This is a genomic window from Embleya sp. NBC_00888 (assembly GCF_045207655.1).
Taxonomy (GTDB): domain Bacteria; phylum Actinomycetota; class Actinomycetes; order Streptomycetales; family Streptomycetaceae; genus Embleya.
In genome coordinates, this window is the sequence record NZ_CP108784.1 from 5,697,806 (window position 1) to 5,712,466 (window position 14,661).

Sequence of the window (14,661 nt, forward strand, 5' to 3'; positions counted from 1 at the left end):
GCGAGCGGGGCCGCCACCGCGTGGGTCGCGGCCCCGGGTCGGCGCGTCGAGGTCGGCGCTCGGGCGTCGTGGTCGTCGGAGCGGCCGTCAGTGCGTCGGCGTCGTGGTCGCCGGTGCGCCGCTGCCCGGAGTCGCGCCCGCGACCCACTTGTCCCACGGCACGTTCCAGTCGCCGAAGCCGTTGTCCGGGTCCACCACGCGCTCGTCGGAGCCGGAGATGTCCACCACGTCGCCCGGGATCACCCGGTCGTACAGCCACTTGGCGTTCTCCTTGGTCATCGAGACGCAGCCGTGGCTGGTGTTCTCGCTGCCGAAGACGCTCGGGTCGGCCCAGTAGTTGCCGTGCACGAAGGTGCCCGATGTGGTGATCCGCATCGCGAACGGCACGTCGTCGATGTCGTACTCGCTGCCCAGACCCACGGTCTGCGAGTTCATCCGGGTCTTCTCGAACTTCTCGGTGATCGCCATCTTCCCGTTCCACGTGCTGTACTTCGGCGACTTGCCGGCCGTGATCGGGATGGTCTTGATCAACTGGTCGTTCTCGTACACCTTCATCGTGTGCGCCTTCACGTCCACCATCGCGATCCGCTTGGTGGCGGCCACCTTGAAGCTGTAGCTCTTGAACTGGTTGGCGATCGCGCCGTTGCCGACGTCGACCCCGCGCAGGTTCAGGTTGACCTTCACGTTCGTGCCGGGCGCCCAGTAGTCCCTGGGCCGGTAGTCCACCCGGGTGTCGTCGAACCAGTGCCAGGCGCCCTCGACCTTGGGCTCGACGTCGACGGACAGCGCCTTCTCCACGGCGGCCCTGTTCCGGACCGGGTAGTCGAAGGTCAGCGACACCGGGAAGCCGACGCCGACGGTGGCGCCGTCCTCGGGGCTGAACCTCGCGGTGACCTTCTTGTCGGCGGACACCGTGTTGAACGTCGCGCGCGCGGTGGTGGGCGTGTTGTCGGCGTTGGTGGCGGTCGCGTCGACCGTGTACTTGCCGCCGAGGGTGAAGGCGACCTTGGGCTTCCAGGTCTTGCCGTCCGGGTCGAGCGTGCCGTCGACCGGCTCGTTCCGCGCGTTGACGACCTTGACCTCGCCGAGCTTGCCCCCGTTGACCGCGATCGTGATCGGGGCCTGCGGGTCGATCGCGGTCGCGCCGTCGGCCGGGGTCAGCGTGATCGCCGCCGGATCGGCGCCCTTCTTCTGGTCGCCCTTGGCGGTCGCGGTGTTCCCGCCGTCGGTCTTCTTGCCGCCGTCACCGCCGTCGTCGGAGCAGCCCGACACGAGCAGGAGCGCGCCGAGTATCAGTGCGGGCACCACGCGCCATCGGGCCCCGGACCGCCTCGACGAGAGCGGCTTCGATCCTGCTGACATGTACGGGTAGTCCCTTCATCCGGGGCCGAGCCGCGGCCCGGCCGGAGCCGAGAGCCACATCCCACAACCCATTCGACGAATCGAACATCCACCGCGGTTCCGAATTCCCGGTCATGAACGGGCAAATGCGGTGATCAAGGCCATCCTCCCGGACGATCGGCGGTGCTCTCGCGTCGCCCGCCCGCGCGGACGTCCCTCACCGGGCCCGACGATCGGCCTCGACCAACTCGCGGACCAGCGCCGGATCCGGGTATCCGGGCCCGTCGGCGTCGCCGGCGGGCAACCTACGGATGATCAATTCGTACCCCCGCGCGAGGGAACGGGTCGGAGGTTGGGGCAGGACCGTGACGATCCGCTGGAGATCCGTACCCTCGGCAGCCTCCAGCAACCACTCCCACGTGTCACCCGGCGAGCCGGCCCCGTTCGCGCCGCGATCCAGGTGCAGCACGGTGTGCGCGCCCTCCAGCACGGCGCCCAGTCGCAGCGGGTCGGACAGGTCGCCGACCGAGACGCGCAGGCCGGCCGCGCGCAGCGCGCCGACCGCGCCCGGATCCCGGACGGTGACCCGCACCTCGGCCCCCGAGGCGGCGAGTTCGAACGCGACGGCGCGACCGAGGGGTTGGTCGGCTCCGGTGACGACGACAGGCATGCCGGCAACCTAACTCAAACCCGGTATTCGTGAAGCTCGCGTGAAGACGGGAGTGCGCGCCCCCCGATGGGGTCCCACGCGATGACTTGAGGCGCTCGTCCGCGCTCGGCCGGTAGGGAACTGCGGTGTGGTCACTCACGGTTCATCGACAAAGCCATGAAATTCAGCCACAATGGCCGAAATTCTACGCCGAATCGGTGGAAATCCTGTTTGGATCGCAACCCTCCGTACAGGCGCTCGTTGGGGTTTCGGGGCTCCCATGTCACTCTCCCGAGCGAAGCCGGGCCGGATGACTGGATTTGTTGTCACTGTTTGCGACAGCTTGGTCACACGAAGTCGTCTCGGGGGTCGGATCGTTCGCCCTCCCCGACGGCCCGTGCACCACCTGATGCCGTACCTGATGACGCCCGGGCCCCGCCCGGATCCGCGATACACGGAGGATCCACATGAACCGCAAGCTCGGCACCCTCGCCGTAGCGCCCCTCGCCGCCGGTCTGCTCTTCCTGGGCGCGGGTGCCGCCAGTGCCGACGGCGGCAACGGCACCGTCGGCGACAACGGCTCGAACGCGTCGACCACGACCTCCACCACCACCAACAGTGGCAGCGGGAACGTGCTCGGCGGTGTCGACGGCAACTACAACGCCACGCAGCAGAGCGCGACCGGCGCGGGCGCCTCGAACCAGAACAACACCGCGGGCGTGAACGGCAACTCGGGCGTCGTGGTGATCGACCAGGACAACGCCAACATCGCCGAGACCTCGACCGCGATCCACCACTGGCACCCCTGGTTCTGAGCGGACCCGATCGGCCGCACCGACCCGGCCGATCGTTGCCCGCCGCGGCGGCATCCCTCGGGGGATGCCGCCGCGGCGGCTTACACGCATGGGCGCGCGGGCGTGTAGGCGTGGGGGCACGGCGGGAACATCCTGGGGAGCGGGATGGGGAGGCGGGCCGTGACGCTCGAGTGGGAATCGACGGACCCCGGGGTCGACGCGCGTGGCGCGCTCGGCGGCTTCGCCACGGCCAACGGCCACGTGCCGCCGCCCTGGCCGGGCCGCCGGTTGCCGATGGGCGCGCGCTTCGACGGTACGGGCACCAACTTCGCGCTGTGGGCGGGCGACGCCGACGCGGTCGAGCTGTGCCTGTTCGAGGACGGCCCGGACGGGACGGCGCGCGAGACCCGGCTGCCGCTGCGCGAGCAGACCTTCCGGGTGTGGCACGGCTACGTGCCCGGCGTGCGGCCCGGCCAGCGCTACGGCTACCGCGTACACGGACGCTGGGAGCCCGGCCGCGGCGCCCGGTGGAATCCGGCCAAGTTGCTCCTGGACCCGTACGCGCGGGCCGTGGACGGCGACTTCGTGCTGCACGACGCGGTGTTCGGGCACGTGCGCGGCCGGGACGACACGGTGCGCGACGATCGCGACTCGGCCGCGTACGTACCCAAGTCGGTGGTCGTCGCGGACGACGCCGACTGGTCACAGGACCGCCGGCCGAAGATCCCGTGGGCCGAGAGCGTCATCTACGAACTGCACGTCAAGGGCTTCACCGCGCGCCACCCGCGGGTCCCGGACCACCTGCGCGGCACCTACGCGGGCCTGGCCCATCCGGCCGCGATCGACCACCTGGTCCGGCTCGGGGTGACCGCCGTCGAGTTGTTGCCGGTGCATCAGTTCGTGTCCGAGGAACACCTGTTGCGCGGCGGGCGGACCAACCACTGGGGCTACAACACGGTGGGCTTCTTCGCGCCGCACGCCGGCTACAGTTCGGCGGGCGGGCGCGGTGGCCAGGTGCACGAGTTCCGGGACATGGTGCACGCGCTGCACGCGGCCGGGCTCGAGGTGATCCTGGACGTGGTCTACAACCACACCGGCGAGGGCGGCCCGGCCGGGCCCACGCTGTGCTTTCGCGGCATCGACAACGCCGGTTACTACCGGATGGCCGACGGCGGCCGGCACTACACCGACTACACCGGCTGCGGGAACACGCTCAACGTGGTCCAGCCGCACGTGCTCCAGTTGATCACCGACTCGTTGCGCTACTGGGTGACCGAGATGGGCGTGGACGGCTTCCGGTTCGACCTGGCCGCGGCCCTCGCCCGCTCGCCGCACGACGTGGACCGGCTGTCCTCGTTCCTGACCGTGATCTCCCAGGACCCGGTGTTGTCCCGGGTGAAGCTGATCGCCGAGCCGTGGGACCTGGGCGCGGGCGGCTACCAGGTGGGCGCGTTCCCGCCGCTGTGGACCGAGTGGAACGACCAGTATCGGGACGCGGTCCGGGACTTCTGGCGAGGCGCCCGCCCGGACGTGCGCGGACTGGCGTACCGGCTGTCCGGCTCGTCCGACCTGTACCAGCGCGACGGCCGCAACCCGTACGCCTCGATCAACTTCGTCACCGCGCACGACGGCTTCACGATGCGCGACCTGGTCACCTACGAGCGCAAGCGCAACGAGGCGAACGGCGAGGACAACCGCGACGGCACCGACAACAACCGGTCCTGGAACCACGGCTACGAGGGCGAGACGTCGGACTCGAACGTGGTGTCGCTGCGCAAGCGGCAGATCCGCAATCTGATGACCACCCTGCTGCTGTCCACCGGCGTCCCGATGATCACCTCGGGCGACGAGATGGGCCGCACCCAGGCGGGCAACAACAACGCCTACTGCCAGGACAACGAGATGTCCTGGCTGGACTGGTCGGCGCTGGACTCGCCGGAGTGGCGCCCGCTGCTCGACCTGACCGCCCGGCTGATCCGCCTGCGGCGCGCGCATCCGGTGTTGTGCCGGCGAGCCTTCTACTCGGGCCGCCCGGTCGCCCCGGACGGGCTGCGCGATCTCGCCTGGTTCACCCCGGGCGGGCGGGAGATGACCCGCAAGGACTGGTTCGCGCCGACCGCGACGCTGGGCATGTACCTGTCCGGCCTGGACATCGACCGCCGGGGGCCGCGCGGCGAACGCATCGTGGACGACAGCTTCCTGTTCATCCTGCACGCGTCCTCGCAGCCGATGCGGTTCACGCTGCCGGACGAGCCGTGGGCGCACAGCTACGAGGTGGTCCTGGACACGGCGCTGGAGGGCGACCCGATGGCGCGGTACAGCGAGCCGGTCGCGGGTGGCAGCGGACTGCGACTGGCGGGGCGGTCGGCCATGCTGTTGCGGGTCGAACACGCGGTGTGGGCACCCACCTAGGGCGTGGGCGTGGGCGTGGGCACGGGTCCCGGGTGAACCCGCCGTACGCTCACGTAGGGTGGTGGTACTCACTCGGCAGCCGCCCGTCCGGTATCTGCTCGCCCGGCATCTCCTCGAAGCGAAGGACCGCGCACCATGACGTCCCCGACGCCGATCCTGGTCACCGCCCCGAACTTCCGTGACGCGGGTGGGCATGCCACCGCGGACGGCCGCAAGGTGCGCACTGGGCTCGTGTACCGCTCGGACGGCCTCGGCGAGGTGGACGCCGCGGACGCCGCGACGCTGCTGCGGCTGGGCATCGGCCTGGTGATCGACCTGCGTTCGGACACCGAGCGCGACCGCGAGCCGGATCGGGTGCCGCAGGGCGCGGAGCTGTTGATCGCGGACGTGATGGGGCGGCAGAACGACGAGCTGTTCGGCGAGGTGTTCGCCGACCCGGATCGCGCGGGCGAACTGCTCGGCGGCACCGCCGGGCGCGAGCTGATGTGCGAGGTGTACCGACGGTTCGTGACCACCGAGGGCGCCCGGGCCGCCTACCGCGAGGTGTTCGCGCGGATGGCGGCCGTCGACGCGCCGACGGTGTTCCACTGCTCGCAGGGCAAGGACCGCACCGGGTGGACCTCGGCGGTGCTGCTCACCCTGCTCGGGGTACCCCGGGCGACCGTGCTCGAGGACTACCTGGCCAGCACCGAGCACCTCAAGGACAAGAACGGCGAGATCCTGCGGCACATCGCCGAGCGCGGCTTCGACCCCGCGCATCTCAAGCCGGTCTTCGACGTGCACGAGGACTACCTGAACACGGCGTTCTCGACGGCGGAGGAGCTGTACGGGTCGGTCGAGGGCTATGTGCGGGACGGGCTGGGGGTGACCGACGCGCAGGTCGCGCGGTTGCGTGAGCGGTTGTCGACGGACTGAGGTCTTCGACGGACCGGGCATCCGCCGGCGCGTCCGGGGGTGGGCCGGATCGGTCGCCACCCCCGGCGGCGGGTGCGGTCAGCCGCGCGGCGGGCCCCACGGCGGCGGCGGTGGCTGGTGGTATCCGGGCTGCTGCCGCCAGGCCGGGTGTTGTTGCGAGTGGGGCCCCTGTGGCGGGGTGGGCGGGAACGGCCCCTGTTGGAAGAGGCCCTGCGGCTGCGGAGCCTGCTGCCACGGGTTGGCCTGGCTCGGGAACGGCGGCATCGGCGGCATGATCGGATCGGGCCTGCGGGTGGGGTGCGGTCCGCCTCGGAAGGTGACGCCGTAGCGGCTGCGAACCCGGCGGATCTCCCACAACGACATGACGGTGATGGTGACCGGGCCGCCGAGCGTGCCGACCAGCCGCACGCCGACCGGCAGCGCGCCCTTGCCGCCGTCGTCGCCGAGGTCGATCAGCGCGCCACACCACGACAGCCAGGGCGCGATCACCGCGGGCAGTAGCGGGTGCCCGTCCACGGCGCGGAACAGGTGTTGCGGGATCGCGCGGACGGCGAGGATCCAAAAGCGCAGCACCCACAGCGACACGGCCAGGCCGAGCGCCGTGATGAAGAACGAGGCCACGCCGGCGCCGGCGTTGACCCCCTTGGAGCCGTACGCCAGCGCGCTCAGGCCGCCGAGCGTGGCCACCGAGACGAGCACGAACAGCCCGAGCGAACGCAGCGGCAACATCAGGCTCTTGCGCGTCTCGGTGCGCACGTCCGAGCGGGTCAGGGCGACGATGATGGCCACCGCGATCGGGCACGCGATGATCGCGACGAACACGGACGCGACGAAGCTGGTCATCAGGCCCTGGGCGGCGTCCTCGCCGCCGCCGTAGGTGGCCGCGATCCACACCAGCACGCCCAGACCGAGCCAGGACCGGGTCACGCGCACCCGCTCCAGGGTCACGTCGCGCCCGATCAGCCGGTAGTCGGGTACGAAGTAGCGCTCGGCGACCCGCTTGGGCAGCGGAATCCAGCCGAAGGCGAACATCGGCTTCCGGTCTACTCCGGGGGATCCGGGCGGGTGGAAGGACTGCGTCACAAGTGCGCCTTTCTCGACGACGCGCCCCCGTACAGGCGCCGACACGCCCCGATGGTAGGGGGTGTCGTCGTCGCCCAGAGCCCGCACCACGGCCCGCAACGCATCCACGATCGGCCCGCTTTCCCTCACCGAACCGCCCGCCGGCACCATGATCAGGCCGAACACCACACCCTCGCCGAGGAGTTGCACACCGATCCCGTCGCACCGGGGATGACGCCCGAATGTGGGTGCCTCAGCGGAGCCGGCGCAGTTCGTCGGGGCGGACGGTCACCGGGAACGGCGCGGGAGGCGTCGCCGCGTGTGCGCCCTCGACCCGGGTCACCGACGCGTACGTGCCATTGCGCAGTTCGAAGCCCTCCAGCACGGAGTCGTTCGGTTCCAGGACCCAGTAGAACTCGATCCCCCACGACGCGTACTTCTTGAGCTTGTCCACCCCGTCTCGCCCCGCCTGTCCCGGCGAGACGATCTCGACCGCGAGCAACACGTGCTCCGGGTCGAGCCAGATGTCGTCCTCCCCGGACTCCTCACCCGCCCGGGCGGCGGCCCCGTCGATCACCACGACGTCCGGTTGGGTGAAGTCGTTGTCGTGTCGCACGTTGATGTTCTCGTACACGACGCAGTCGACTCGGGCATCGAGCGCGGCGGCCTCGAGCAGCATGGCCAAGCGTCGGGACACCATTTGGTGCCGGCGCGAGGGAGCCGGGGACATCATGAGCGCACCGTCCAGCAATTCGACACGCCAACCGTCGGCGTGGATCTCCAGAACGTCTTCGGGCGTCCACACGCGATCGAATGCGGGAAGGCTCACGGCTCTCCTTCGATGGACCGGACAAGTCTGATTCTACGGGGCGGATACGTCCGGATTCGGCGGGTCGCGGGGGTGGCTCGTTATTTCCTCGACCAGTCCTTTTGCGGGAGTTCGGCGCGGCCCTGGGGGGTTTCGGGGTTGGCGCGCAGGAGGATGGCGGTGGGGGTGACGTCCTTGGGGAGGTCGAACCAGAGGTCTTCGACCAGGGTGTCGGAGGCGCCGAGGGTGAACTCGCGGAGTTGGCGCTTGATCTCCATCGATTCGAGGTCCATGGCCAGTTGGGTGCCGTCGGGCAGGACCAGGCGCTGCTCCAGGTTGGCGATCCGTACCGTGGCCAGCGAGTTGTTGGCGATGGAGACCTTGACCCGGCACAACCGACCCTGGGCGAAGTGTTCGGCGTGGGTGCCGGTGATCCACTCGATGCCGCAGCTGAGCCCCTGTGCGGTGAGCGTGGCCGGACCGCTGAGCACGGCCGGCGCCTTGACCGGTATCTCCCCCTCGCGCATCGTCATCTTCAGCGGCTTGTCCTGCTCCGGCCAGTACAACGCCGCCACGCCCGCGGCTGCCGCCGCGCCGAGCAACAGCCCGAGTACGAAGCCGATCGAGATCCACTGCCGGATCCGCCGCCGCACCCAGAGGTGCTCGATCACCTCGCCGCGTAACTCGCCGACCTTGCGTCCCACCACACCCATCCGTCGCCCCCATCACCAGACCGGAGCCCGCATCGTATGGGCGTGCTCGGGGGCGTGACGAGGGTGGTGGTGGGTCGGGTGTGATCGGTCGGGGTTGCGGCGGGGCGGGTGGTGCGGGGGCGAGTGGGGCGAGCGGGGTGGTGAACCGGATCCCGCATCGTGGGGGGGTGCTCGGGGGCGTGACGAGGGTGGTGGTGGGTCGGGTGTGATCGGTCGGGGTTGCGGCGGGGCGGGTGGTGCGGGGGCGAGTGGGGCGAGCGGGGTGGTGAACCGGATCCCGCATCGTGGGGGGGGTGCTCGGGGGCGGGACGAGGGCGAGTGGGGTGGGGGTCGGGTTTTTCGGTCGGGGCGGTGGGGTGGAGCCCGCGTCGTGGCGCCGTGTTCGGGGGCTTGCCGAGGGTGGTGGTGGGTCACGTGTGATCGATCAGGGTCGCGGCGGCGCGGGTGATGGCGGAGTCGAGTGGGGCGAGCGGGGTGGGGATCGGGTTCTCGGTCGGGGCGATGTACCAGACCAGCGGGCCGCTCTCACCGCGCGCGGGCGGGAAGGTGACCCAGGCGCCCCGGCCGTGCCGGCTCGGGCCGCGCTGGTCGCGCAGGCGCGTGCGGGCCGGGGAGGTGACCGGGACCAGGAAGCCCATCTTGGCGCAGCGCCGGTCGTGGATCACCGGGCCGACCCGAACTCCCGCCGCGCGCAACTGCTTCACCGCCTCGCGCCCCAGCCGCGCGTCGACCTCGATCACGTCGAAGGTCTGGCCGGCGGCGACCAGGCGTGGAGCGTACGGGTTGCCGGTCGGGTCGGACGAGTCGTTCGGCGAGTCGTTCATGGGACTGCACCTTCATCGGGTCGTGGCGGACCCCCGCGGTTCCATCCCAACGCGTCGAACCCGATCACGCGGGCCACACTCACGAGTTGATGCGGTTCCGTCACCTGTTCGGCCTACCCGAGGCGGGAACCGCGCACCCGGACGCGAGAAGCGGGCGGGTGAACGGCCGCGGGGCCGGCAGGGGGTCGCCCTGCCGGCCCCGCGGCCGTGCTCGTGAACCTGACGCCGTGAGGTCGTGGGTCAGAGGTTCGGGTACAGCGGGTGCTTCTTCGCCAGGGCCGTGACGCGCGTGGCCAGGGCCGCCTTGCGGGCGTCGTCGAAGCCGGGGAGGAGGGCCTCGGCGATGATGTCGGAGACCTCCTCGAAGTCCGCCTTGTCGAAGCCGCGGGTGGCCAGCGCCGGCGTGCCGATCCGCAGACCGGAGGTGACCATCGCCGGGCGCGGGTCGAACGGGACCGCGTTGCGGTTGACCGTGATGCCGATCTCGTGCAGCCGGTCCTCGCCCTGCTGACCGTTGAGCTCCGAGTCGCGCAGGTCGACCAGGACCAGGTGCACGTCGGTGCCGCCGGTGAGCACGGTGATGCCCGCGTCGGTGACGTCCTTGCGGGTGAGCCGCTCGGCGAGGATGGCCGAGCCCTCCAGGGTGCGCCGCTGGCGGTCCTTGAAGTCGTCGGACGCGGCGACCTTGAAGGCCACCGCCTTGGCCGCGATCACGTGCTCCAGGGGGCCGCCCTGCTGGCCCGGGAAGACCGCCGAGTTGATCTTCTTGGCGTACTCCGCCTTGGACAGGATGACGCCGCCGCGCGGGCCGCCCAGGGTCTTGTGCGTCGTGGTGGTGACCACGTCCGCGTACGGCACGGGGCTGGGGTGCAGACCCGCGGCGACCAGGCCCGCGAAGTGCGCCATGTCCACCATGAGGTAGGCACCGACCTCGTCGGCGATCCGGCGGAACTCGGCGAAGTCGAGCTGCCGCGGGTAGGCCGACCAGCCCGCGATGATCATCTTCGGCCGGTGCTCCTTGGCCAGGCGCTCGACCTCCTCCATGTCGACCCGGTGGGCCTTCTCGTCGACGTGGTAGGCGACCACGTTGTAGAGCTTGCCGGAGAAGTTGATCCGCATGCCGTGGGTGAGGTGGCCGCCGTGGGCCAGGTCCAGGCCCAGGATCGTGTCGCCGGGGGTGAGCAGCGCGAACATCGCGGCGGCGTTCGCGGACGCGCCGGAGTGCGGCTGCACGTTGGCGGCCTCGGCGCCGAAGAGCTCCTTGACCCGGTCGATGGCGAGCTGCTCGACGACGTCGACGTGCTCGCAGCCGCCGTAGTAGCGCCGGCCGGGGTAGCCCTCGGCGTACTTGTTGGTCAGGACGGAACCCTGCGCCTCCAGCACCGCCACGGGGGCGAAGTTCTCGGAGGCGATCATCTCCAGGGTGTTCTGCTGGCGGTGCAGCTCGTCGGTGACGGCGGCGGCGACCTGCGGGTCCACCTCGCTCAGCGGACGGTCCAGGATCGTCACGGTTGTCAGCTCCTCGATCGGGTCGATCTCGATCATTCGCCGCAGAACGCGGCGTATTCGTCGGCCGACAGCAGGCCCTCGGCCTCGCCGTCGATGCGCACCTTGAACAGCCAGCCCGTCCCGAAGGGGTCGGAGTTCACGAGGGCGGGGTCCTCGGCGACCGCGTCGTTGATCTCGACGACCTCGCCGGAGACCGGCGCGTACATGTCGCTGACCGACTTCGTGGACTCCAACTCGCCACACGGCTCACCGGCGACGACCGCTTGGCCGACCTCGGGAAGCTGGACGAACACCACGTCGCCGAGCGCGTCGGCCGCGTGCTGGGTGATGCCGACGAGGGCGGGGGAGGCCGCCTCGTCGAGCCACTCGTGTTCCTTGCTGTAGCGCAGGTGCTGGGGTGCGTGCACGGGTCCATTCTCCATTCGAATGCGGAGGGTCTGTCCCTCAGGTGTTTTTGTGACGGTTTGTGTCGGTCGGCCGGTCGGCCGACCTCAGCCCCGCTTGTAGAACGGCAGTGCGACCACCTCGACCGGCTCGGCCTTGCCGCGGATGTCCACGGCCAGGCGCGTGCCCGGTTCGGCCCGGTCCGTGCCCACGTACGCCATCGCGATCGGCACGCCGAGCGTGGGCGAGGGTGCGCCGGAGGTGACCTCGCCGACCTTCTCGCCGGTCTCCGCGTCCACCACCGGGTAGCCCGCGCGCGGGACCCGCTTGCCCGGCGAGGTGAGCCCGACCAGCGTGCGGCGCACGTCCTCCTGCGCGGCGGCCAGCGCGTCGCGCCCGACGAAGTCCTCGGGCTTGTCCAGTCGGACCACCCGGCCCAGGTTGGCCTCGTACGGCGTGGTGTCCCGGGTCAACTCGTGGCCGTACAGCGGCATGCCCGCCTCCAGGCGCAGCGTGTCGCGGCAGGACAGGCCGGCCGGCACCAGGCCGTGCGGCTTGCCGGCGGTCAGCAGGGACTCCCACAGCGCGACCGCGTCGCCGGGCGCGGCGAACAGTTCGAAGCCGTCCTCGCCGGTGTAGCCGGTGCGCGCGAGCAGGACGGGCACGCCGGCGACCTCGGTGCGCAGGATCGCGTAGTACTTGAGCGCGGGCAGGTCGGCGTCGGTGAGCGAGCCGACGATCGCGGTCGACGCGGGGCCCTGCACGGCGAGCAGCGTGTACTCCTCGGACGCGTCGCGCACGGTGGCGTCGAACTTCTCCGAGCGGTACGCCAGGCTGCCCGCGACCACGTCGGCGTTGGACGCGTTGGCCACCACCACGAAGTGCTCGTCGCCCAGCCGGTAGACGATCAGGTCGTCGACGATGCCGCCCTCTTCGGTGCAGATCATCGTGTACCGGGCGCGGTCGATCCCGATCTTCGACACGAAACCGACCAGGGCGTGGTCGAGCGCGCGGGCGGCGTCCGGACCGGTGACCTCGATCTCGCCCATGTGGGTGAGGTCGAACAGGCCGGCCGTGGTGCGCACCGCGGTGTGCTCGTCGCGCTCGCTCCCGTACCGGAGCGGCATCCGCCAACCGGCGAAGTCGGTCATCGTGGCCCCGAGCGCGTCGTGCACGGCGTCGAGCGGGGTCCGGCGGTCGGTGGTCATGCGAAGGCTCCTTCGAGGGGGCGCCGGCGGGAACACGCCAAGGGCGCGGGCCGGTCGCGGGCATGGCGAACGGCCGCGCGCTCGGCCGGCGCGGAAGGTGACGGGTACTGCGGCGAATACGACAACAAAGGGGGCTCCCTGCCACGGCTTTCAGCCCTTTTCGACCAGAGTCGGTCGAAAAGTGGGGTGCCCTCCCCTTCTGTCATCGGAACCTGAGAGCTTCATCGCGTCGAACTCGCGATTTGCACCGTGGGTGAACCACACCTGCGGTGTGGTTGCTTTCCAGAAGTGCCTGACCCATGCGGTATCGGTGCCTGAGAGATTCCGGGGAGGAGTTGCTCCTTCGGCGCCCCGCTCGTGGGCGGGGACTCTTCCGCGTGGGGTCGACGGCCGTTATGAGGTTGTGCCCGGCATGCTAGCGCGTGACGTCAATCCCCCGCCGGGACCGGGACCCCGCCGGGACCGGGCCCCGCGGAGTCCGAGGGATCACCGGGACGCGCGCGCACCCATGGGTGCGACACCATGCGCAGGGCATGACGGTTGTGACAAGGGGAGGACTCGTGGAGACGGACTCGGCGGGGGCGCATACCGGCGCCGCGACGGGCGGCGTGTTGATCCCCCGGTCCGTGCACGACCTCCGGGAGGAGCGCGATCGGGCGGGGGAGGGGATCGGCGACCGGGTCGTGGACGTCCTGGCGTATCCGGCCTCGTGCGTGCTCGTGGTCACCGGCCTGCCGGGAGCCGGCAAGAGCACGCTGCTCGCGCGCGTGGTCACGCCCGGGGCCGGGGTCGCCGTCCTGGACGCCGATCTGGTCCGGGCCCGCTGGGCGGTACGGGCGGGGCGGATCCCCTACCGGGTCTACCGGCCGCTGGTGCGGCTCTCCCACTACGGCGAGGTGGCCCGGGCGCTGCGCGGCCCCGGCGCGGTGGTCGTGCACGACAGCGGCCGCAACCCGATCCTGCGTCGGGTACTGGTGCTCGCGGCCCGTCGGCGCGGCAGCTCCGCGCACGCGCTGCTCCTGGACGTGACCGCCCAGCAGGCGCTTTCCGGCCAACGCGAACGCGGGCGCGGGGTGTCCACACCGGTGTTCGCCCGGCACCACCGCGAATGGCGCGAGTTGCTCGCCCGGCTGTCGCCGTGGCTGGACGCGGGACCCACCCTGGCGTCGGCTCCGGGCGGCTTCACCTCGTGCGTGCTGCTCGACCGACCGGCCGCCGGGCACCTGGGCCGGATCGTTTTCGCAGACCCCGTACCGGGACAGTCCCGGCGACCGCAATCGGGCGAGAAGTAAACTGCGGCGGACACCAGAGGAGCACCACCATGCCGTTCCCGGCCAATCCCGTGGAGAGCGCGCTCGTCGCGGCGATGCGCGATCCGTCCCGGGCCGAGGCCCTCTTCGAGGCTTTGGCCGAGGCGGAGGTATGGGTGCCGCTGCCCGAGGGCGGCAACCCGGCCGACAGCGAACTGACCCTGCCCACCACCGAGATCGACGGCCGGCCGTACGTCCCGGTGTTCTCCTCGGAGGAGGAGTTCCGGCGGATCGCCGGACCGATGGCGTGCACCGTCGCGCCGATGCGCGAGTTCGCCCGCGGCATGCCGCCGCACGTGGGCATCGCGGTCAACCCCGGCGGCGAGGTGGGCATCCCGATCCCGCCGCCCGGCGTGCTGGAGTTGGCCCGACCGGCCGGCTCGGGCCCGCGCGGCGCGCGCGTGCGGCTGTACGAGCCGGACCAGGAGCCGATGGACTTCCTGATCGCGGCCGCCGCCGAGTTCACCCACGTGCCGGTCGTGCTCAGTGCCCGCCGCGGCCTGGGCGTCATCGAGAACGACCCGCCGTGCCTGTTCATCGGCGTCGAGTTGGACCGCTGGCAGGAGGAGGACCGACTGGCCGCGGTCGGCGCCCTGGAGCGCGCGCTCGGCCGGGCCCCGTGTCCGTGGCCGGTGAACGTGGTGCTCCTGGACGTGGCGCAGGATCCTGTGGGGGACTGGATGCTGGAGCGGACCCAGCCGTTCTACCTGCGCGTCGACCAGCGCTGAGCCC

Annotated in this window: 14 protein-coding genes and 1 riboswitch; of the genes, 5 read left to right on the top strand and 9 right to left on the bottom strand. The window is 71.1% G+C overall.

Annotation, left to right across the window (positions count from 1 at the left end; all coding sequences use genetic code 11):
- Positions 1-87: 87 nt before the first annotated feature.
- Both OG948_RS24430 and OG948_RS24435 read right to left on the bottom strand, forming a co-directional pair.
- The gene (locus OG948_RS24430; protein WP_406298518.1) at positions 88-1,305 is read right to left on the bottom strand and encodes an Ig-like domain-containing protein; all 1,218 of its coding nucleotides are present in this window, start codon (positions 1,303-1,305) and stop codon (positions 88-90) included.
- Between the two features lie 253 nt (positions 1,306-1,558).
- Entirely contained in the window at positions 1,559-2,011 is a 453-nt protein-coding gene (locus OG948_RS24435) for an NAD(P)H-binding protein (protein WP_406298519.1), read from the bottom strand.
- A 446-nt stretch (positions 2,012-2,457) separates the two neighbouring features.
- Here OG948_RS24435 and OG948_RS24440 point away from each other — a divergent pair, with 446 nt between their 5' ends.
- The 3 genes from OG948_RS24440 (at position 2,458) to OG948_RS24450 (ending at position 6,111) form a co-directional block, all read left to right on the top strand.
- A complete protein-coding gene (locus tag OG948_RS24440; RefSeq protein ID WP_406298520.1) occupies positions 2,458-2,805 on the top strand; it encodes a hypothetical protein in 348 nt (115 codons plus the stop codon).
- A gap of 144 nt (positions 2,806-2,949) precedes the next feature.
- Positions 2,950-5,196, top strand: coding sequence for a glycogen debranching protein GlgX (gene glgX, locus OG948_RS24445; protein WP_406298521.1), 2,247 nt, complete (start codon positions 2,950-2,952; stop codon positions 5,194-5,196).
- Between the two features lie 135 nt (positions 5,197-5,331).
- The gene (locus OG948_RS24450) at positions 5,332-6,111 is read left to right on the top strand and encodes a tyrosine-protein phosphatase (protein WP_406298522.1); all 780 of its coding nucleotides are present in this window, start codon (positions 5,332-5,334) and stop codon (positions 6,109-6,111) included.
- Between the two features lie 78 nt (positions 6,112-6,189).
- Here the strand turns inward: OG948_RS24450 and OG948_RS24455 are convergent, their stop codons facing one another.
- The 7 genes from OG948_RS24455 to gcvT all read right to left on the bottom strand — a co-directional run bounded on the left by OG948_RS24455 (position 6,190) and on the right by gcvT (position 12,619).
- Entirely contained in the window at positions 6,190-7,383 is a 1,194-nt protein-coding gene (locus tag OG948_RS24455; protein WP_406298523.1) for a hypothetical protein, read from the bottom strand.
- 43 nt (positions 7,384-7,426) lie between these two features.
- Positions 7,427-8,002 (bottom strand): Uma2 family endonuclease, encoded by a 576-nt coding sequence (locus tag OG948_RS24460; protein ID WP_406298524.1) that lies wholly within the window; start codon positions 8,000-8,002, stop codon positions 7,427-7,429.
- An 80-nt stretch (positions 8,003-8,082) separates the two neighbouring features.
- Positions 8,083-8,685, bottom strand: coding sequence for a hypothetical protein (locus OG948_RS24465; RefSeq protein ID WP_406298525.1), 603 nt, complete (start codon positions 8,683-8,685; stop codon positions 8,083-8,085).
- Between the two features lie 419 nt (positions 8,686-9,104).
- The gene (locus OG948_RS24470) at positions 9,105-9,518 is read right to left on the bottom strand and encodes a hypothetical protein (RefSeq protein ID WP_406298526.1); all 414 of its coding nucleotides are present in this window, start codon (positions 9,516-9,518) and stop codon (positions 9,105-9,107) included.
- Between the two features lie 240 nt (positions 9,519-9,758).
- Positions 9,759-11,063 carry a serine hydroxymethyltransferase gene (gene glyA, locus OG948_RS24475; RefSeq protein ID WP_406298527.1) on the bottom strand — a complete coding sequence of 435 codons (1,305 nt, stop codon included), beginning with the start codon at positions 11,061-11,063 and terminating at the stop codon, positions 9,759-9,761.
- On the bottom strand, positions 11,060-11,434 hold the full coding sequence (gene gcvH, locus OG948_RS24480) for a glycine cleavage system protein GcvH (RefSeq protein ID WP_395873430.1): 375 nt from the start codon (positions 11,432-11,434) through the stop codon (positions 11,060-11,062). Before gcvH ends, glyA begins: the two co-directional genes overlap by 4 nt.
- 84 nt (positions 11,435-11,518) lie before the next feature.
- A complete protein-coding gene (gene gcvT / locus OG948_RS24485; RefSeq protein ID WP_406298528.1) occupies positions 11,519-12,619 on the bottom strand; it encodes a glycine cleavage system aminomethyltransferase GcvT in 1,101 nt (366 codons plus the stop codon).
- A 292-nt stretch (positions 12,620-12,911) separates the two neighbouring features.
- Positions 12,912-13,005: riboswitch (glycine riboswitch) on the bottom strand.
- Between the two features lie 174 nt (positions 13,006-13,179).
- Here gcvT and OG948_RS24490 point away from each other — a divergent pair.
- Together OG948_RS24490 and OG948_RS24495 are read left to right on the top strand one after the other, a co-directional pair.
- A complete protein-coding gene (locus tag OG948_RS24490; RefSeq protein WP_406298529.1) occupies positions 13,180-13,911 on the top strand; it encodes an AAA family ATPase in 732 nt (243 codons plus the stop codon).
- A gap of 29 nt (positions 13,912-13,940) precedes the next feature.
- Positions 13,941-14,657, top strand: coding sequence for an enhanced serine sensitivity protein SseB (locus tag OG948_RS24495; RefSeq protein WP_406298530.1), 717 nt, complete (start codon positions 13,941-13,943; stop codon positions 14,655-14,657).
- The last annotated feature ends 4 nt before the right edge of the window (positions 14,658-14,661 follow it).

Coding starts and splice junctions, on each gene's coding strand:
- glgX (WP_406298521.1), top strand. CDS start 2,950: ATGGGGAGGCGGGCCGTGACGCTCGAGTGGGAATCGACGGACCCCGGG.
- OG948_RS24470 (WP_406298526.1), bottom strand. CDS start 9,518: ATGAACGACTCGCCGAACGACTCGTCCGACCCGACCGGCAACCCGTAC.
- OG948_RS24495 (WP_406298530.1), top strand. CDS start 13,941: ATGCCGTTCCCGGCCAATCCCGTGGAGAGCGCGCTCGTCGCGGCGATG.
- OG948_RS24450 (WP_406298522.1), top strand. CDS start 5,332: ATGACGTCCCCGACGCCGATCCTGGTCACCGCCCCGAACTTCCGTGAC.
- OG948_RS24435 (WP_406298519.1), bottom strand. CDS start 2,011: ATGCCTGTCGTCGTCACCGGAGCCGACCAACCCCTCGGTCGCGCCGTC.
- gcvT (WP_406298528.1), bottom strand. CDS start 12,619: ATGACCACCGACCGCCGGACCCCGCTCGACGCCGTGCACGACGCGCTC.
- glyA (WP_406298527.1), bottom strand. CDS start 11,063: ATGATCGAGATCGACCCGATCGAGGAGCTGACAACCGTGACGATCCTG.
- OG948_RS24440 (WP_406298520.1), top strand. CDS start 2,458: ATGAACCGCAAGCTCGGCACCCTCGCCGTAGCGCCCCTCGCCGCCGGT.